The organism is Caballeronia sp. J97, assembly GCF_905220305.1.
Taxonomy (GTDB): Bacteria; Pseudomonadota; Gammaproteobacteria; order Burkholderiales; family Burkholderiaceae; genus Caballeronia.
The window spans coordinates 18740-37605 of sequence record NZ_CAJMZL010000003.1; the positions used below are offsets into that span (position 1 = coordinate 18740).

At 65.4% G+C, this 18866-nt stretch carries 18 protein-coding genes; 15 read left to right on the top strand and 3 right to left on the bottom strand.

Going from position 1 to position 18866, the window contains the following annotated elements; all coding sequences use genetic code 11:
* Positions 1-60 precede the first annotated feature (60 nt).
* Together U4Y90_RS06660 and U4Y90_RS06665 are read right to left on the bottom strand one after the other, a co-directional pair.
* The gene (locus U4Y90_RS06660; RefSeq protein WP_321793503.1) at positions 61-1779 is read right to left on the bottom strand and encodes a SulP family inorganic anion transporter; all 1719 of its coding nucleotides are present in this window, start codon (positions 1777-1779) and stop codon (positions 61-63) included.
* 69 nt (positions 1780-1848) lie between these two features.
* Positions 1849-2736, bottom strand: coding sequence for an NAD(P)-dependent oxidoreductase (locus tag U4Y90_RS06665; protein WP_321793505.1), 888 nt, complete (start codon positions 2734-2736; stop codon positions 1849-1851).
* A 143-nt stretch (positions 2737-2879) separates the two neighbouring features.
* Between U4Y90_RS06665 and U4Y90_RS06670 the strand changes: the two genes are divergently transcribed.
* From U4Y90_RS06670 to U4Y90_RS06705, 8 genes are all read left to right on the top strand, one after another.
* On the top strand, positions 2880-4679 hold the full coding sequence (locus U4Y90_RS06670) for an FAD-dependent oxidoreductase (protein WP_321793507.1): 1800 nt from the start codon (positions 2880-2882) through the stop codon (positions 4677-4679).
* Positions 4676-6415 carry an FAD-dependent oxidoreductase gene (locus tag U4Y90_RS06675; RefSeq protein WP_321793509.1) on the top strand — a complete coding sequence of 580 codons (1740 nt, stop codon included), beginning with the start codon at positions 4676-4678 and terminating at the stop codon, positions 6413-6415. Before U4Y90_RS06670 ends, U4Y90_RS06675 begins: the two co-directional genes overlap by 4 nt.
* A complete protein-coding gene (locus U4Y90_RS06680; protein WP_321793511.1) occupies positions 6412-7023 on the top strand; it encodes an NIPSNAP family protein in 612 nt (203 codons plus the stop codon). The genes U4Y90_RS06675 and U4Y90_RS06680 overlap by 4 nt, the downstream gene beginning before the upstream one ends.
* A 14-nt stretch (positions 7024-7037) precedes the next feature.
* Positions 7038-7862 carry a sugar phosphate isomerase/epimerase family protein gene (locus tag U4Y90_RS06685; protein WP_321793513.1) on the top strand — a complete coding sequence of 275 codons (825 nt, stop codon included), beginning with the start codon at positions 7038-7040 and terminating at the stop codon, positions 7860-7862.
* A 69-nt stretch (positions 7863-7931) separates the two neighbouring features.
* Positions 7932-8786 carry an IclR family transcriptional regulator gene (locus tag U4Y90_RS06690; RefSeq protein ID WP_321793515.1) on the top strand — a complete coding sequence of 285 codons (855 nt, stop codon included), beginning with the start codon at positions 7932-7934 and terminating at the stop codon, positions 8784-8786.
* Between the two features lie 66 nt (positions 8787-8852).
* The gene (locus U4Y90_RS06695) at positions 8853-9068 is read left to right on the top strand and encodes a stability determinant (protein ID WP_321793517.1); all 216 of its coding nucleotides are present in this window, start codon (positions 8853-8855) and stop codon (positions 9066-9068) included.
* On the top strand, positions 9065-9349 hold the full coding sequence (locus U4Y90_RS06700; protein ID WP_321793519.1) for a type II toxin-antitoxin system RelE/ParE family toxin: 285 nt from the start codon (positions 9065-9067) through the stop codon (positions 9347-9349). The genes U4Y90_RS06695 and U4Y90_RS06700 overlap by 4 nt, the downstream gene beginning before the upstream one ends.
* 106 nt (positions 9350-9455) lie before the next feature.
* Positions 9456-10937 carry a cytochrome P450 gene (locus tag U4Y90_RS06705; RefSeq protein WP_321793521.1) on the top strand — a complete coding sequence of 494 codons (1482 nt, stop codon included), beginning with the start codon at positions 9456-9458 and terminating at the stop codon, positions 10935-10937.
* Positions 10938-10942: 5 nt separating this feature from the next.
* Here U4Y90_RS06705 and U4Y90_RS06710 read toward each other — a convergent pair whose 3' ends face one another.
* A complete protein-coding gene (locus tag U4Y90_RS06710; RefSeq protein ID WP_321793523.1) occupies positions 10943-11581 on the bottom strand; it encodes an XRE family transcriptional regulator in 639 nt (212 codons plus the stop codon).
* 244 nt (positions 11582-11825) lie between these two features.
* Between U4Y90_RS06710 and U4Y90_RS06715 the strand changes: the two genes are divergently transcribed.
* The 7 genes from U4Y90_RS06715 (at position 11826) to U4Y90_RS06745 (ending at position 18841) form a co-directional block, all read left to right on the top strand.
* On the top strand, positions 11826-13325 hold the full coding sequence (locus tag U4Y90_RS06715) for an aldehyde dehydrogenase family protein (RefSeq protein WP_321793524.1): 1500 nt from the start codon (positions 11826-11828) through the stop codon (positions 13323-13325).
* A gap of 7 nt (positions 13326-13332) precedes the next feature.
* On the top strand, positions 13333-14505 hold the full coding sequence (locus U4Y90_RS06720; protein ID WP_321793526.1) for an FAD-binding oxidoreductase: 1173 nt from the start codon (positions 13333-13335) through the stop codon (positions 14503-14505).
* A gap of 266 nt (positions 14506-14771) precedes the next feature.
* Entirely contained in the window at positions 14772-14963 is a 192-nt protein-coding gene (locus U4Y90_RS06725) for a hypothetical protein (protein WP_321793528.1), read from the top strand.
* Between the two features lie 301 nt (positions 14964-15264).
* On the top strand, positions 15265-15651 hold the full coding sequence (locus U4Y90_RS06730) for a PaaI family thioesterase (RefSeq protein ID WP_321793530.1): 387 nt from the start codon (positions 15265-15267) through the stop codon (positions 15649-15651).
* A gap of 17 nt (positions 15652-15668) precedes the next feature.
* On the top strand, positions 15669-16586 hold the full coding sequence (locus U4Y90_RS06735) for a LysR family transcriptional regulator (RefSeq protein WP_321793532.1): 918 nt from the start codon (positions 15669-15671) through the stop codon (positions 16584-16586).
* 126 nt (positions 16587-16712) lie between these two features.
* Entirely contained in the window at positions 16713-17906 is a 1194-nt protein-coding gene (locus U4Y90_RS06740; RefSeq protein ID WP_321793534.1) for a CaiB/BaiF CoA-transferase family protein, read from the top strand.
* A complete protein-coding gene (locus U4Y90_RS06745) occupies positions 17903-18841 on the top strand; it encodes a hydroxymethylglutaryl-CoA lyase (RefSeq protein ID WP_321793537.1) in 939 nt (312 codons plus the stop codon). Before U4Y90_RS06740 ends, U4Y90_RS06745 begins: the two co-directional genes overlap by 4 nt.
* The last annotated feature ends 25 nt before the right edge of the window (positions 18842-18866 follow it).

Below are 18866 nucleotides of genomic sequence, written 5' to 3' on the forward strand. Positions count from 1 at the left end.
TCGAATATTTGAGTAACCATACAATCGAAAGCAGCGGCGCTCCGGCCTGGCAAGCAAGTCTCACAGCGCGTTCGGCTCGTGCGTGCCAGGACTCACGCCCGCCGCGGCCAGCGCCTCGTGCAGCGTGTCGAACACGTTCGACGCGCCGAGCACTTTTGTGAGCCCGTGCCGGTCCATGTCATTGCGCAAGAAAGGATTGACGCGACCGAAGATCACGGCGATGCCCCGTGCGCGAAGCGTTTCGACCAAATCGCCGATCGTGCGGGCGGCCGAGTAATCGAGATCGGTGATTGCGCCGGCATCGGCGACGAGATAGCGCAATCCGTCGGGTGCGGTGTCGACCAGCTTCGTTACTTCCGACGTGAAGAAATGATCGTTCGCGTAGAACAGATCCGCGCCGAAGCGGTAGACGATGAGGTCCGGCGCGGTCATCGCGCCGGGCGCCGTCGGCACGTATTGCCAGGGTTTGCCGGGCGCGACGGGGGTGAGCACCATCGTGTGCGGATGATAGCTGTGACGCACGTGCCGCAGCAGCGACAGCGCGACCGCCAGCAGGATGCCGTGCTCGACGCCCGCCAGCACCACCGCGCCCGCCGTGATGAGCGCGAGCGCGAATTCGCCGGGGCTTTCCGCGCGGATGTCCTTCAGGCTTTGCACGTTGATGAGGCCGATCGCGATCGTGAACACGATGCCCGCGAGCACGCAATGCGGCAGATAGCGCAGATAGCCGCTCAGGAACAGTAGCACGACCGCGACGACCGCCGCGAACGCGAGCTGTCCGAGCTGGCTGCGCGTGCCGGCGCGCTCGGCCATCGCGGTCTGCGTCGGGCTGCCGTTGACGACGAAGGTGCCGCTCACGGCGGCCGCCGCATTGGCTGCGGCGAGTCCCAGGATGTCGCTGTTGGTATCGACATCCTCGTGATACTGCTGCGCGAAGACGCGCGCCGCGGCGGCGCTCTGCGCGATGATCATCACGAAACACGACGCCGCCACGGGCACGAGATCGAGCGCTTGCTGCCAGGTGACTTCGGGGAAGCGGAGCGCGGGCAGGCCGCCATCGACGGGGCCGAGCACCGAGATGCCGCGCGCCGCGAAATCGAAAGCCTTGCTCGCCGCGATGCTGCCGATCACCACGATGAGCGGCATCGGCAGACGCGGCGCGAAGCGCTTGCAGCCGAGAATCGCGACGATCACGACGAGCGCGAGCACGAACGTCGGCCCATGCGCCTGCAGGAGATGCCCGATTACATAGACGAGCTGGGCGAGACTGCGCGAGGACGGATACGGCACCGTCATGCCGAAGAGATCGCCGAGCATCGCGATCGACACCTGCACGCCGACGCCCGCGAGAAAACCCGTCAGCACCGTGCGCGACAGAAAATCGGCGAGAAAGCCCAGCTTGAAGAGCCGCGCGAGCAGAAGCAGCGCGGCGGTCTGCAACGCGACCATGCCCGCGAGCGCGACGTATTCAGGACTGCCCATCGCGGCCATCGACGAAAGCCTGCTCGCGAAAATCGTCGCGGTCGCGGAATCGGCCGCGACCACGAGATGCCGCGACGCGCCGAAGAGCGCGAACGCAACGAGCGGCAGGAACGCGGTGTAGAGGCCCGTCACCGCGGGCATGCCGGCGATGCGCGCATAGCCGAGCACTTGCGGGATGTCCATCGACGCGAGCGAGATGCCGGCGAGCATGTCGCGCAACGCGGCGGCGCGGTTGATCGGGACAATGCCTTTGAAGAGCGCCGTGCGCGCCGCGGGCGTTCGGGTCGTGTCTTGCATGCGTGGCCCCGTGTTTCTGACGAAGCGAATCGTGCCCCAAGGAACGTGCGGTGCCAAGCCCCGGTTCGCCTACCGATAAAACGCCACCGTCTGCCGCAATCCTTCGACGAGCGGCGTTCTCGGCATGCCGGGCAGCATCCGGGCGAGTTCGGGATCGTCTGGAAATGCGGTCGCGATGGGCAAGGGCGCGCCTTGCGCATCGATGCGCGCGTCCGGGGCGATTCGCCGTAGCGTTTCGATCACGCTTTGCATCGGCGTGATATCGCCCGCGAGCGTGAACGCGTGTGCCCCGTCGAACTGGCGCACGAGCGCGAGTTCGTAGGCGGCGGCGACGTCGTCGGCATAGACGAGGCCGGTCGCGCCGGTGAACGGAATCGTGTATGGCTCGCGGCGCGCGGCCGCTCGGCACGCGAGGCTCGGGCCCGCGCTCGAGCCGGTCTCGCGCCCCGCGCCGTACACGACGAGCGGCCGGAAGCCGATGCTCGCGATCCCATGATCGTGCCAGTACGCGCGCGCCGATCCCTCGCAGGCCAGTTTGAACGCGCCGTAGTGGGTCGTGGGACACGGTGTTGCGCCGTCGTCGGGGCCGAAGACGCCCGCGCTGCTCGCGTACAGCACCGAGCGCAGGCCGCACGCGATGGCCGCATCGAACACATTGAGCGAGCCGATCAGGTTGATGCGCGCGCCGCGCACCGGATCGGCGGTGCAGGCGGGCGTAAGCACGCCCGCGAGATGGATCACGGCATCGCAGCCGTCGAGCGCGGCCGCGACATCGCGCGCCTCGCCGATATCGCCGATGTGCCACTGGACTTCATCGGCCCGTTCGGGCGCGAGCGCGCGCAACAGCCGCGCGTCCTCGCGCACGTCGAAGGCGCGCACGTCCATGCCCCGCGCGAGCAGCCGCCGCATCACCCAGGCCGCCAGAAAACCGCTTCCACCTGTCACCAGCACGCTCATACCGTTTTCTCCTTCATCTCAAAAAGAACTTGGCTTCGCTTCTATTTGTGGAATACTATTCCAATATCAAAGTTGGTTCTACAGCAAACATGCGTTTCGAATCGTCAGAAATTTGACGGCGCGAATCGCGACGGAGCGGACGAATGGTGGAGACACTGGACAAACTGGCGCAGAACGAAACATTCGATGTCGTGGTGGCCGGCGCGGGCGGCGCGGGCATGTCGGCGGCGCTCGTCGCGGCGATCGATGGCGCGCGCGTGCTGCTCGTCGAGAGCACGGAATACGTCGGCGGCACGACCGCGTACTCGGCCGGGACGACGTGGATTCCCGCGTCGATGCACGCGGCGAGCGTCAATCGCGACGATACCGCCGCGACTGCCGAAAGCTTTTTGAATCGGGCGGTCGGCGAGCGCAGCAGCGCTGCGATGCGCCGCGCGTTCCTCGATGCCGGTCCGAAGGCCGTCGCGCATATCGAAGCGAATTCCGACGTGAAATATCGGGCGCGCCCGTTTCATCCGGACTATCTGTCGGAGGTCGAAGGCTCGACCTTGCGCGGCCGTGCACTGGAGCCGCTGCCCTTCGACGGCCGCAAGCTCGGCAGCGCGTTTTCGCTGATTCGTCCGCCGATTCCCGAATTCACCGTGCTCGGCGGGATGATGGTGGACCGCGACGACGTCGGGCACCTTCTGAACATGACGAAGTCGTTCGCGTCGTTTCGCCATGCGGCGAAGCTGCTCACGCGTCATGCGCGCGACCGCCTGAACTCGCCGCGCGGCACGCGCCTCGTGATGGGCAACGCGCTGATCGGCCGGTTGCTGTATTCGCTGCTTCAGCGCGGCGTGACCGTGTTGACGAACACGAAGATCGAAGCCTTGCATACGGGCGAGAACGGCATCGAAGCCGTGACGCTGAGCCAGGTCGACGAGCGGCGGCGCGTCGGCGTGACGGGCGGCGTGATCCTCGCGAGCGGCGGCTTCAACCGTCATCCGAAGCGTCGCGGCGAGATGCTGCCCGGCGCCGATCCGACGTGGTGCCCCGGCGCGCCCGGCCACGCGGGCGGCGCGCAGGATCTCGCGCTCACGGCCGGCGCGCGATTCGGCGAGGGCGCGCTGTCGAACGCTTTCTGGGCGCCGGTCTCGGTGCGCAAGCGGGCCGACGGCACGACCGCCGTTTTCCCGCACTTCATCATGGATCGCGGCAAGCCGGGCATGATCACCGTCGACAAGTCGGGCAAGCGCTTCCTCAACGAGAACACGTCGTATCACCTGTTCGGTGTTGCGATGCAGGAGGCGAACAAGACGACGCCTTCGGTGCCCGCCTATCTCATCACGGATGCCGAAGGATTGCGCAAGTACGGTCTCGGCATGGTGCGTCCGGGTGGCAAAGGGCTCGCGCCGTTTCTCGAAGACGGCTACCTCGTCGAAGGCAGGACGCTCGACGAACTCGCGACCCGGCTCGATATCGACAAGGCCGGGCTCGCGGACAGCGTCGCGCGCATCAATCGCTACGCGCAAACCGGCGTCGATCCGGATTTTCAGCGCGGCACGACCGATTATCAGAACGCCAACGGCGACGCCAACTGGACCGGCCCGAACAAGTGCCTCGGTCCAATCGGTCAGGCGCCGTTCTACGCGGTGCGGCTGTATCCGGGCGATATCGGCGCGGCGACGGGCCTCGTCATCGATACCGACGCGCGCGTGCTCGATCGCGGCGACCGGCCGATCGGCGGCCTTTACGCATGCGGCAACGACGCGCAATCGGTGATGGGCGGCGTGTATCCCGGCCCTGGCATCACGCTCGGTCCCGGTCTCGCGTTCGGCTATCTCGCCGCGCGACACGCAACGCTGCGCGCGCGACAGCCGGCGGGCGCGGCGCTGAAAGACGCACGCGACGAAGCGCTCACGCTGCCTGTCGATCTCCACACGCACGCTCACGCCAAATGAAACTCGATCCGATTCTCGAATGCGACGTCCTCGTGCTGGGTTCCGGCGCGGGCGGCCTGTCGACGGCCGTGACCGCGGCGACGCGCGGCCTGTCCGTGCTCGTCTGCGAAAAGGAAGGCGTGTTCGGCGGCACGACCGCGTGGTCAGGCGGGTGGATGTGGATTCCGCGCAATCCGCTCGCGACGCGCGCGGGCATCGTCGAAGACGAAAGCGTGCCGCGCACGTACCTTAAGAGCGAGCTCGGCGCGCACTTCGATGCCGCGAAAGCCGATGCGCTCATCGAGCACGGCCCGCGCATGGTCGAATTCTTCGAGCGCAATACGTCGATGCGTTTCATCGACGGCAACAAAATCCCCGATTTCCACACGACGCAGGGCGCGGCCACCGGCGGCCGCTCGGTCTGCGCGATGCCGTTCGATGGACGCGAGCTCGGCCCGCTCATCGACAAGCTTCGTCCGCCGCTCGCCGAAGTGACGATCAAGGGCATGGCGATCGCCTCGGGACAGGATCTCGCGCATTTCCTGAACGCGACGCGCAGCGCGAAGTCTGCGTGGCACGTCACGAAGCGCTTCGCCGCGTTCGCGTGGCACCTGCTGCGTCATCGGCGTTCGATGCATCTCGTGAACGGCAATGCGCTCGTCGCGCGGCTGTTGAAGTCGGCGGCGGATCGCGGCGTCGATCTGCGCACGCGGGCGAAGGCGGTGTCGCTCACGCGGGCGGGCGATCGCGTGACGGGGGCGCGCGTCGAGATCGAAGGCGTCATGCACGAAGTGCGCGCGCGGCGCGGTGTCGTGCTCGCGTGCGGCGGCTATCCGCACGACGCACAACGCCAGGCGCAGACGTTTCCGACCATGCCGCACTGGTCGGCCGCGCCGAAGAGCAATACCGGCGACGGCATTCGCCTGGGCGTAGCGGCAGGCGCGCATTTCGATGCGTCGCTCGAAGCGCCCGCAGCGTGGGCGCCGGTGTCGCTCGTGCCGAAATCGAACGGTCAGGAGGTTGCGTTTCCGCATCTGATCGAGCGCGCCAAGCCGGGCGTGATCGCGGTGACGCGCGCGGGCAGGCGCTTCACGAACGAGGCGTCGTCGTATTACGACTTCATCTCCGCGCTCATCGGCACGACGCGGCCGGGCGAAGAAGCGTGCGCGTGGCTCGTCTGCGATCATCGGTTTCAGCGCAGGTATGGCCTCGGCTTCGCGAAGCCGTTTCCGTTTCCGCTCGGGCCTTACGAGCGCTCGGGTTATCTGCAATCCGCGCCGACGCTCGAAGCGCTGGCGCAGCAGTGCGGCATCGATGCGCGCGGACTCGCCGACACCGTCGCCACGTATAACGGCTACGCGAAAGACGGCTTCGATCCGCAGTTCCACAAAGGCTCGACGCCTTACAACCGCGTGCAGGGCGATGCGTCGCACCAGCCCAATCCGTGTCTCGCGCCGATCGTCGACGGCCCGTTTCATGCGGTGAAGCTCGTGCCGGGCAGCCTCGGCACTTTTGCCGGCTTGTCGACGGATGCGCGCTCGCGGGTGCTCGACGAGGCACGCGCGCCGATTCCCGGCCTCTACGGGGTCGGCAACGATGCCGCGAGCATGATGGGCGGGCACTATCCGGCGGGCGGCATCACGCTCGGACCGGCGATGACTTTCGGCTATCTCGCGGGCCTCGAACTGGCTGAACCGGCACGCGAAGACGGCATCACGTCTCTCTCCAACTTCAAACAGGCAAGGACTCTGCAATGACTCTGTACGAAACGGTCACGTTGACGGTGAAGATCGGCGCGAACGCGCAGGTCTTCGAGAACATCAAGGCAAGCGGCGCTGCGCCCGGCTCGAAGCTGCTCGGTTGCTGGTACTCGGATATCGGCGCGCTCGGCAAGGTCATGGTGCTGCGCGGCTTCGAATCGGAAGCGGCATTGATCAAGGAGCGCCAGCGGCTGCTGCTCGAAGGCAATCCGTTCGGTTGCGGCGAATTCATCACCGATGTCGAAGTGAACAGCTACGCGCTCTTTCCGTTCCTGCCGCCGATCGAGCCGGCCGAGCACGGCGGCGTCTACGAGATGCGCGTCTACGGCACGAAGCTCGCGAGCCTGCAGCACACGATCGATGCATGGCAGAACGCCGTGCCGGAGCGCACGAAGCGCTCGCCGCTCATCGGCGCGATGTACGCGCTCGACGGCACCGTGCCGCGCTTTCTCAACATCTGGCCGTACAAGAGCGTGGACGAGCGCTCGCGGATTCGCGCGGAAGCCGTGAAGGACGGCATCTGGCCGCCGAAGGGCGGGCCCGCGCATCTGACGACGATGGAATCGACCATCTACATGCCGGCGCCGTTCTCGCCGCTGCGCTAACCGGAGACTTTTCGATGTCACGACGCAAGCTATCCCTGTCCGCGCTGACGATCCTCGAATTGACGCCGCCGCAGATGGTCGAATGCGCGGCGCGGGCGGGCTACGATTTCGTCGGTTTGCGGCTCGTGCCCGCGACCGATACGGAAGTGCGCCACGAGATCATCGGCGCGACGCCCTTGAAGCGCGAAACGCTCGCGGCGCTGAAAGACACCGGCATCGGCGTGCTCGATGCCGAAATCCTGCGCCTCAAGCCCGATACGAATGTCGCCGATTACGAGCCGATGCTCGAAACCGCCGCCGAACTGGGTGCGCGCTACGTGCTCGTCGCGGGCAACGATCCCGACGAGGCGCGCACGGCCGAGCGGCTCGCCGCGTTGTGCGATCTCGCGCAACCGTACGGGCTGTCGCCGTCGCTCGAGCCGATGCCCTGGACGGATGCGAAAGACATCGTGCAGGGCGCGCGTATCGTGAAGGCGGCGCGGCGGGCGAATACAGGCCTGATCGTCGACCCGATCCATTTCGACCGCGCGGGATCGTCGACTGAAACGCTGCGCGAGCTGCCGCGCGAATGGTTCGGCTACGTGCAGTTCTGCGACGCACCCGCCGAGCGTCCCGCCGATCTCGACACGCTGCTGTATCAGGCGCGCGCCGAGCGCATGATTCCGGGCGAGGGCGGCATCGACCTCGCGGGCATCTTGCGCGCGCTGCCCGATGATCTCCCGCTGTCGATCGAAGTGCCGATGAATCAATGGGCGAAGAGCGCGAGCGCGCTCACGCGTGCGACACGTCTGCGCGAGGCGACGCTCGCGGTGCTCGAGGAGACCTACGCCGGACATTGACACATGCCAGTTGAATTCCGAGGTGGAATCATGTTCTCATTCCGAATCGGAACTTCGAGAGACTGAAAGATGGCAGGAAACCTGGAGCGGGCGTTGTCGATCATCGAACTGCTGGCGAAGAACGGCGGGCGGATGCAGCTCGCCGCCATCGCCGACACGCTCAATATTCCGCGCAGCGGCACGCACCGTCTGCTCGCGATGCTGATCGAGGAAGGCTACGTGCGGCAGGACGAGGATCACGGCGAATACATGCTCGCGCTGAAGCTCGTGTCGCTCGCGCTGATCTATCTGTCGACGGGCGGCGTGCTCGACGTGTCGCAGCCGGTGCTCGACCGGCTCGCAGCGCAGTCGGGCGAACTGGCGCGTCTGGGCGTCGTCGAGGACGACCACATCACGTTCGTCGGCAAGGCGCAGGGCGCGAAGTCGGGTTTGCGCTACGACCCGGACATGGGCAGCCAGCCGCCGTTGCATTGCACCGCGAGCGGGCAGGCGTGGCTGTCGTCGCTGACGGACGAGGAAGCGCTCGAACTCGTGTCGAAACAGGGCGGCCTCGGCAAGCCGGGCGCGGGCGGACCGAAGGCGCCGAAGACCATTCAGCAGTTTCTCGCGGACTTGCAGGCGGCGCGCAAACGCGGCTACGGCATCGCGAGCGAGACCTACGAGGCCGGCATGACGTCGATGGCCGCGCCGATCCATCATCCGGTGACGGGCGTCGTCGTGGGCGTCGTGAGTCTCGCCGGGCCGACGAGCCGTTTGCCGGAAGCGCGCCTGAAGGCGCTTGCGCCGGCGCTGCTCGAAGCGGCGTCGGACATGGGCGCGGCAACTCTGAGTTCGCCTTATTTCAAGCGGTCGGTGGGGAACGCGGAGGCGCCTGCCGAGAAGGTTTCGAAGAAGGCGACGGCGAGGAATTTCAGCGCCGGTTGACGGGGGAATTTGGCCGAATGGACGAGGTGACGAGGCTCGAACGCCTGCGTTATCATCGATTTCATCATGAAACGAGAAATTGAAATGCCTACTCCACTCGATCCGATCGTGTCTGAATTCGCCACTGTCGAAGAAGCCGAAGCTCATGACAAGTGGTTCCGCGAGAAAGTACGGCGCTCGATGGCGGATACGCGGCCGCGTATCCCGCATGATCAGGTGATGGCCGAAGTGGATGACATCATCGCGGACGCCGAGAAACGTCACAAATCGAGGGCCGCTTGACGCTGCAAGTTGTCTGGACACAAAACGCGCGCCTCGACCTGCGGGAGATCATCCGATACATCGCTGAACGCAGTCCTGCTTCCGCGCGTGCGCTCAAAAACGCAATCGAATCCGCGCCGCTATCCGCTGCCATCGATCCTTATATTTATCGCAATGGACGTACGCCGGGGACGCGCGAAATCGTAGTTCATCCCAATTATATTGTGATCTACAGGGTATTGACGGACTGCGTCGAGGTCCTCGGGGTGCTGCACGCGCGGCAGTGCTATCCGCTCGAATGACAGGCAGGCGCGGATTCCATCGTCTGCGCGCTCCTTCAACTGATCAACAACCTGATTTTTCCCTCCTGCACTATCCTGCTCAGATCAAGCCTTCGCGAGGCCGATCATGAACGCAGCATCCGTCAGCGCGTCCCTGCGCGAAGTCGATGATTTGCCGGCGCCGCGCGGCCTGCCTCTCTTCGGCAATCTGCATCAGCTTCCGCCCGCCACGCACCATCTGACGCTCGAGCGCTGGGCCGCCGAACTCGGCACGCCTTACGTGTTCCGCTTCGCGACGACGCCGGTCACCGTCTGGAACGACATCGAACTGTCGCACGCCGTGATGCGCGAGCGGCCGCACCGCTACCGCCGCTACGCGCCCATCGAAAACATCCTGAAGGAATTCGGCTGCAACGGCCTGTTCTCGATCGAAGGCGCCGCGTGGGAGCCGCAGCGCCGGCTCGTGATGCAGGCGCTGTCGATTCCCCACATCAAGGCGTTCTATCCGACGCTTGCCGCGATCACCGAGCGGTTGCGGCGGCGCTGGGAAGCCGCGGCGCGCGCCGGCCGCGTCGTCGACATGATCGAGGATCTGAAGCGTTTCACCGTCGACGTGACGAGCGCGCTGGCATTCGGCGAAGATCCGAACACGCTGGAAAACGAGCACGTGCTGATCCAGGAGCAACTGTCGATGCTTTTGCCGATGTTGATGGCGCGAGTGAACGCGCCGTTCGCGTACTGGCACTACGTCAGGTTTCCGCGCGACCGCAAGTTCGATGAAGCGATGATCGACGTGCACCGCCATATCCGCGAACTGATGGCGCGAGCGCGCGCACGCATGCGCGAGGAAGCGGCGATCGAGGCGTGCGAGACGCCGCTCGCCGAGCCCGCCCGCGCGCCGCGCAATCTGCTCGAAGCGATGCTCGCGATGCGCGATGCGCCCGGCTCGGACATCACCGACGACGAAGTCGCCGCCAATGTGCTGACGATGCTCGTCGCGGGGGAAGAGACGACCGCGACGAGCATTGCGTGGGCGCTGCTCTTTCTCGGCACCGATGACGCGTTGCAGGCGCGCGTCGCCGCCGATGCGCGGCGCGTGCTCGGTGATCTGGCCGTGTGCCCGAGCTATGGCGCGATGCGCGAGCTCGACCTGTGCGAGGCCATATGCACGGAAGCGGGCCGGCTGCATCCGGTCGCGCCGTACATGTCGCTGGAGCCGCTCGAGGAAGTGCGCTTGCAGGGCGTGCGCCTGCCTGCCGGCACGAAAATGTTCATGCTGCATCGACCGGCGATGATGGACCCGAAAAACTATGCCGATCCCGAGCGCTACGACCCGGACCGATGGCTGCATGAACATTGGCATGAGAGCCGATCGCCGGAGGTTTCGCCGCCGCGCGGTGCGCACGAACCGCGCGCTTATCTGCAATTCGGCGCGGGGCCGCGCGTGTGCCCGGGGCGGCATCTGGCGGCGGTGGAGATGCGGCTCGTCGTGTCGATGCTGACGGCGAACTTCACCGCGCAACTCGCCACGAACCCCGCGGATATTCACGAAGTCTGCACGTTCACCGTGGGGCCGAGCGAAATGCCGATGCGCCTCTCCCTGCGATAGCGTCGTCAGCCGGCGTCCACTGAGTCGGGCGCGGCGGAGAGCGCGGGGGCAGCGCCGCCCGTCGCCATCCACAGTACTTCGGCGTCTTCCGCGCTCGTCGAAATGGCCGCATGGCCGGTGCGGCTGTCGAAGTAGATGCTGTCGCCGGCATTCAGGTGCGTCGGCGCGTAGAGTTCCGAGTAGAGACATACGCTGCCGCTGATCACGTAGAGAAATTCTTCGCCTTCGTGACGGCCCCAATCGTCGAACGCATCGAGCGTGTGCGCCGAAATGCGGATGCGGAACGGCAGCATGGCCTTGTGCGCGAGATCGGTGGCGAGCAGTTCCATCTGATAGCCGCGATATGCGTGGCGCTGTCCTTCGTTGCGGCGCGTGAGCGCGCGCCGGCCGCTCGCGTTCGGCGCGGGCGCGGTGCCGAACAGCTCCGCGAGATCGATCTGCAGGCCGCGTACGATTTTCTGCAGCACGTCGAAAGTCGGCGACATCAACCCGTTCTCGATTTTCGACAGCGCCGAACGCGACACACCGCACAGCCGGCTCGCGGTTTCGAGCGTCAGGTCATGCGCGAGCCGTGCGCGTTTCACCCGGCGACCGAGATCGGACGCGGATTGATCGGGCGAATTTTTCGTGCTGAGGCTGGGCATGGGGACGCGTGTCCGAGGCTTGGTGTTTCCGATAATAACATCGGGCGATCAGCCGGAAGAGGCTGCCGCAGCGCCCGAACCAGGCCGAATCTACCGCTGCCGAAGGCCGTGCGCATTGGTGACAACCCCAATATTGTCCGCTGTTGTGAGGGGCAGCGGCAGCGCGTATAGTCTCCTGACTTACGAAAGTTTCTTATCAGAAACTTCGCTCTGACGAACGAACCCGCTTCGAAAGGACTTCACCGTGAACGCACAATCCATTCTTTCCGACCTCGGCATCGCGAGCCTCGTCACCGACGGAGACATCGCCGTCACTTCTCCGATCACGGGTGAAGTCATCGGCCGGGTGAAACAGAACACCACCGCCAATGTCGACGCCGCGCTCGCTTCGGCGCGCAGCGCGTTCGCGACGTGGCGCAACGTGCCCGCGCCGCGCCGTGGCGAGCTGGTGCGTCTGCTCGGCAACCGCCTGCGCGAGAAGAAGGAGGCGCTCGGCCGACTGGTGTCGCTCGAAGCGGGCAAGATTCTTCAGGAAGGCCTGGGCGAAGTGCAGGAAATGATCGACATCTGCGATTTCGCCGTCGGCCTGTCGCGCCAGTTGTACGGCTTGACGATCGCGTCCGAGCGCCCCGGCCATCGCATGGCGGAAACGTGGCATCCGTTCGGCGTGTGCACGATCATCTCGGCGTTCAATTTCCCGGTCGCGGTGTGGTCGTGGAACGCGGCGCTCGCGCTCGTGTGCGGCAACGCAGTCGTGTGGAAGCCCTCGGAAAAGACGCCGCTCACCGCGCTCGCCGTGGATCGCATTCTGCGCGACGCCATCGATGAATTCGGCTCCGCGCCCGCGGGCCTCGCCTCGGTGATCATCGGCGGGCGGGATGTCGGCGCGGCGCTCGTCGCGGACAAGCGCTCCGATATCGTCAGCGCGACAGGCAGCACGGAAATGGGCCGCAAGGTCGGCGTCGCAGTCGCGGAGCGCTTCGGCCGCTCGATTCTCGAACTCGGCGGCAACAACGCGGGCATCGTCTCGCAGAGCGCCAACCGCGACCTCGCGCTGCGCGGCATCCTGTTCTCGGCGGTCGGCACGGCGGGGCAGCGCTGCACGTCGCTGCGGCGTCTTTTCGTGCACGAAAGCATCTACGACGAGACCGTCGCGCGCCTGAAAGATCTTTACGCGAAAGTGCCGGTCGGCAATCCGCTGGAGCAGGGCGTGCTGATGGGCCCGCTCATCGACGTTCAGGCGTTCGCGCGCATGCAGGACGCGCTGGAACAGGCGAAAGGCGAAGGCGGCAAGGTGACGGGCGGCGAGCGCATCACCGTGAAAGGCCACGAAAACGGCTACTACGTGCGCCCGGCGCTGGTCGAAATGCCGTCGCAAACGGAGGTCGTGCTGAAGGAAACCTTCGCGCCGATTCTCTACGTGATGCGCTATGCCGACTTCGACGAAGCCATCGCCGCGAACAACGCCGCCGCGCATGGTCTGTCGTCGTGCGCGTTCACGACCGATCTGCGCGAGGCCGAACGCTTCCTGTCCGCATCGGGCAGCGACTGCGGCATCGCCAACGTGAACATCGGGCCGAGCGGCGCGGAGATCGGCGGCGCTTTCGGCGGCGAGAAGGAAACCGGCGGCGGACGTGAATCGGGCTCGGATGCGTGGAAGGCCTACATGCGCCGCGCGACCAACACGATCAACTACTCGTCGGAATTGCCGCTCGCGCAGGGCATCGACTTCAATCTGAGCTGAGGCCGACGTGACTTCGAGCGTTGTCATCGTAGGCGGAGGTGTGATCGGCAGCTCAGTCGCGTATTTTCTGCGCGCGTCGGACCCGACGGTGCGCGTCACGGTGATCGAGCGCGATCCGACTTACGCGCGCTCGTCGTCGGCGCTGTCGGCGGCGTCGATCCGGCAGCAGTTCTCCACGCCGCTTTCCGTGCGCATGTCGCTCTTCGGCATCGAGTTTCTGCGCTCGATCGGCGAGCGGCTCGAAGTGAACGGCGAGCGTCCGTCGATCGATCTGCATGAAGGCGGCTATCTCTTCCTCGCGACTGCGCCGGGCGCATCGACGCTGCGCGAGAATCACGCGTTGCAGGTCGAACTCGGCGCGCACATCAGCCTGCTCGATGCCGCGCAATTGCGCGCGCGCTTTCCGTGGCTCAACACGGACGACCTCGCGGCGGGCGCGTTCGGCGAAAGCGGAGAAGGCTGGTTCGACGGCTACGGTCTCGTGCAGGCGCTGCGTCGCAAGGCGCAATCGCTCGGCGTGCGCTATGTGACGACGGAAGTCACCGGCATCGAGCGCGAAGGGCGGCGCGCAACGGCCGTGCGCGCGGCCAACGGCGAAACGTATGCGTGCGATACCGTCGTGAACGCGGCGGGCGCGTGGTCGCGTCCGGTCGCGGCGATGCTCGGCATCGACATTCCCGTTTTCGCGCGGCGGCGCAGCATCTTCAACGTGTCATCGCCGGCGAAGCTCGAACGCGCGCCCTTGCTGATCGATCCGTCCGGCGTCTATTTCCGTCCCGAAGGGCGCACGTTCATCTGCGGCACGTCGCCCGCGGCGGACAACGATCCGGACGACCTGCCCCTCGATGAAGTCGATCACGCGCTGTTCGACGATGTGATCTGGCCGACGCTCGCGCATCGCGTGCCGCAATTCGAGGCGCTGCGCGTCGAGCGTTGCTGGTCGGGCTATTACGAGTACAACGTGCTCGATCAGAACGCGATCATTGGCCGTCACCCGGATGTCGATAATTGCATCTTCGCGAATGGTTTCAGCGGACACGGCCTGCAGCAAGGCCCCGCGACGGGGCGCGGCGTGAGCGAACTGATTTTGCGCGGCCGCTACGAGACGCTCGATTTATCGCCGCTCGACTGGACGCGCGTACTGGAAGGACGGCCGATCGTCGAAAAGAATGTCGTATAACTGATATAGGACTGAAAACGCCCGATTTCCATAACCGATGATTTAAGCCCGCCCGGTCTCGCACCGGGCATTTTTTTCGCTACCGAAATAGACAGGCGGATTGGAAGCGGTCCGGTATGCGTTTCGAACGGGCATTCTTATCATCATCGTCAGGCCGGCGCGCTGCGTCCATTAATGAAATCCACTAGGGCGAGCCGCTCGGGATAAGCGCATTCTGGAATCGCCAAAACGCTTTTTTTTCGCGCTTTATAGACAGGAGACAAAACATGGAAGCGAATACGAGCGCGCATTTTTATGCCTGGATCGACGACGGCGAACTGCCGCCCGACACGAGCGTTCCCGTGTCGCATCGTTCCAGTCAGGTTGCCGCGGAGCCCGAATATGTCGCCGAGATTTGCGGACGTTTCGCAAAGACGGAAGAGGAAAAAAATTCCTGTGTGATTCGTGGTTATAACTGACGCCCTCTAATGCAGTGTGTTGCGCGCGTGACACGGTTTGTCACGGCGCAAATAAACGCGCACAAAGATGCGCAATCGCGGAATTCATGACGGGATTTCATGAAACACGCGTGGCGGATATTTGTGTGCGTTGTCAAACGGAAACCGGTCTGAGTTTTCGGTTAATCGGTGCCGTGTAAATCGAACCCGCCGCGCGCGGGTTTTTTCATGGATGGCCCAATTGGAGCATGCCCGTTGCGCTCGGCAGCCTGCGCCCGGCGATGGCACAATCGCTCGCAACGAAGGTCTATCAGGAGCAAAGGTGGCGAACCTGGATCTGGACAATCCGTTTCTCGAAGCGCTCGGTGCGATGTTCACGGAATGGCGCGCAGGCTATGCCGAATTCACGATGCCGATACAAGCCGGGCATCTGAACCGCCAACGCATCCTGCAAGGCGGCGCGATCGCCACGCTGCTCGACGCGGCTTGCGGCTATGCGGGCCTGTTCACGACGGGCGCCGCACCCGTGCACGGCTTCACGCTTTCGCTGACGGTGAACTATCTCGATCGCGGCATCGGCGATAAGGTCGTCGCGAAAGGATTTCTCGAGCGGCAGGGACGCTCCGTGTATTTTGCGCGCGGCGAGGCGTGGGTCGACGATCGCGTGATGATCGCGAGCGCGCAGGGCACCTTCAAGTACGCGCGCTGATCGCGGCCGCACCGACGATGGCCACCCGAAATCTCCTCAGACGTCTCGATCTCACGACACTGCAACTCTTTCTCGCGGTATTCGAGGAGGGCACGCTCACGCGGGCCGCCGAGCGCGAAGCGATCGCGGTGTCGGCGGCGAGCAAGCGTCTGCTCGAACTGGAGCAGGCGGTCGGCGCGGTGCTCTTCGAGCGCAAGGCGCGCGGCATGGAACTGACGCCGGCGGGCGAAACGCTGTTGCACCACGCGCGACGCGTGCTGCGCGATGTCGAGAACATCGGTATCGAACTGGCGGAGCACGCGAGCGGCGTGCGCGGCTATGTGCGGATGATGGCGAATCTCTCGGCCATCGTCGAGTTCCTGCCGGAAGACTTGCGCGCGTTTTCGTCCGTGCATGACCAGATCAAGATCGATCTCGAAGAGCGGCCGAGCGGCGGCATCGTGGAAGGCGTGGCGGACAGCCTCGTCGAACTGGGCATCTGCTCCGGCGACGCCGACACGCGCGGACTCGAAACCGCGCATTACCGGCACGACCGGCTCGCGATCGTCATGCCCGGCGATCATCCGCTTGCGTCGGCCGCGAGCGTCGCGTTCGCGCAGACGCTCGATTTCGACCACATCGGCCTGCATTCGGCGAGCTCGATCAACATGCGCACGCATCTCGCGGCGCGTCAGGCGGGCCGCGCGCTGCGACTGCGCATCCACGTGCCCGGCTTCGATGCCGTGTGCCGCATGGTGCAGGCGGGCATGGGCGTGGGCGTCCTGCCGATGCAGGTCTTCGAGGCGATGGGCCGGCAGCTCGGTCTCGCCGCTGTCGCGCTGGAAGACGAATGGGCGGCGCGCAGTCTCGTGATCGTCGTGCGCGATTCGGACGCGCTTTCGCCCGTGAGCCGCCTGTTGTTCGATCATCTGCGGACCGTCGAAGCGCGCGGATAGCGCGCAGCAAGGACCGCGAGCGTTCGCGTTTGACGAACGGTCCTTGCCGAAATGCGGTTGGACGCAGTCGAGCGTTCGCCAATAAGCTTGTCTCCATCAAAAGCACATCATCAGGAGACGAGCAGCATGAGCGGACCTCTTCAGGGCATTCGCGTCATCGAAATCGGCACGCTCATCGCGGCGCCTTTCGCCGCGCGGATGCTGGCCGAATTCGGCGCGGAAGTCATCAAGATCGAAGCGCCGGATAGCGGCGATCCCCTTCGCAAATGGCGCAAGCTCCACGAGGGCACATCGCTCTGGTGGTATCTGCAATCGCGCAACAAGAAGTCGGTGTGCGTGAACCTCAAGTCGCCGGAGGGCGCGGACGTGATCAAGCGTCTCGCCGCCGACGCCGACATCGTCATCGAGAACATGCGTCCCGGCGCGCTCGAAAAGCTCGGCCTCGGCTGGGACGTGCTGCACGGAATCAACCCGAAGCTCACGATGGTTCGCATCTCCGGCTACGGCCAGACGGGCCCGTACCGCGATCGGCCGGGCTTCGGCGCGATCGGCGAGGCGATGGGCGGCATCCGCTACACGACCGGCGACGCCGAAGGACTGCCCGCGCGCGTCGGCGTGAGTCTCGGCGATTCGCTGGCATCGTTGCATGGCGTGATCGGCGCGCTGATGTCGGTGCTGCGCGTGAAGACCGGTCAGGGCGATGGACAGGTGGTCGATGTCTCGCTCGTCGAAAGCGTCTTCAACCTGATGGAAAGCCTCGTGCCCGAATACGATCTGCTCGGCCATGTGCGCGAGCGCAGCGGCGGGGCGCTGCCGGGCATCGCGCCGTCGAACACGTATCGCACGGAAGACGGCGGCTTCGTCGTGATCGCGGGCAACAGCGATCCGATCTACAAGCGCCTGATGAACGTGATCGGCCGTCCCGATCTCGCCGACGATCCCGCGCTCGCCCGCAACGACGGCCGCGTGCGTCACAGCGCGATGCTCGACGAAGCGATCACCGCGTGGACCTCGCATCACGCGATGGAAGAAGTGCTCGCGACGCTCGAACGCGAGGACGTGCCGTCGGGCCGCATCTACTCGGTCGCGGACATCGTGAACGACGCGCATTATCAGGCGCGCGACATGCTCTTGCAGGCGAATTTGCCCGGCGGCGCATCGGTGAAGATGCCGGGCATCGTACCCAAGCTCTCCGACACGCCGGGTGAAGTGCGCTGGTCGGGCCCGGCGCTCGGCGAGCACACGCAAGCGGTGCTCGAATCGCTCGGCTTCGACGCCGATGAAGTGGAACGACTGCGCGTCGAAGGAGCCGTGCAATGAACTACGAATACAGCGAAGCGCTGATCGTGCAGGAAGTCGCGCCGCGCGACGGCCTGCAGATCGAAAAGCAGTGGGTCGGGACCGAAGACAAGATCGCGCTGATCGACGGACTTTCGACGTGCGGCTTCACGCGTATCGAGGCGGGCTCGTTCGTGTCGCCGAAAGCGATTCCCGCGCTGCGCGACGGCGACGCGGTCTTCAACGGCATCGGGCGCGTGGCGGGCGTGATCTACGTCGCGCTCGTGCCGAACGTCAAGGGCGCGGAACGCGCGCTCGCCGCGCATGCCGGCGAACTGAATCTCGTGATGTCCGCGAGCCAGACGCACAACCGCGCGAACATGCGCATGAGTTGCGAGTCGTCGCTGGCGGGTTTCGGCGATGTCGTGCGGCTCGCGTCGGCCGAGGTTTCACTGAACGCGACGGTCGCGACCGCGTTCGGCTGCCCGTTCGAAGGGCGCATCGACGAAGACCGCGTCGTGTCGATTGCGCGGACGTATCGCGAAATGGGCATCGCCGGCATCACGCTCGCCGATACGACCGGCATGGCGAATCCGCGTCAGGTCGCGCGTCTCGTCGCACGCGTGCTCGAACACGTGCCCGCCGCCGACCTGACGCTGCACTTCCACAACACGCGCGGCCTGGGCCTCGCCAACGTCCTCGCCGCGTACGACGCGGGCGCGCGCCGTTTCGATGCCGCGCTCGGCGGTCTCGGCGGCTGTCCGTTTGCGCCCGGCGCATCGGGAAACATCTGCACCGAAGACCTCGTGAACATGTGCGACGAGATGGGCATTCCGACGGGCATCGATCTGCGCAAGCTGATTGCGCTGTCGCGCACGCTGCCCGCGCTCGTCGGACACGAAGTGTCGGGCCAGGTCGCCAAGGCGGGCCGCAACGGCGATCTGCATCCGGCTCCCGACTACGTGAAGACCATCTGAATCATGAGACCAAAACAATACTGGA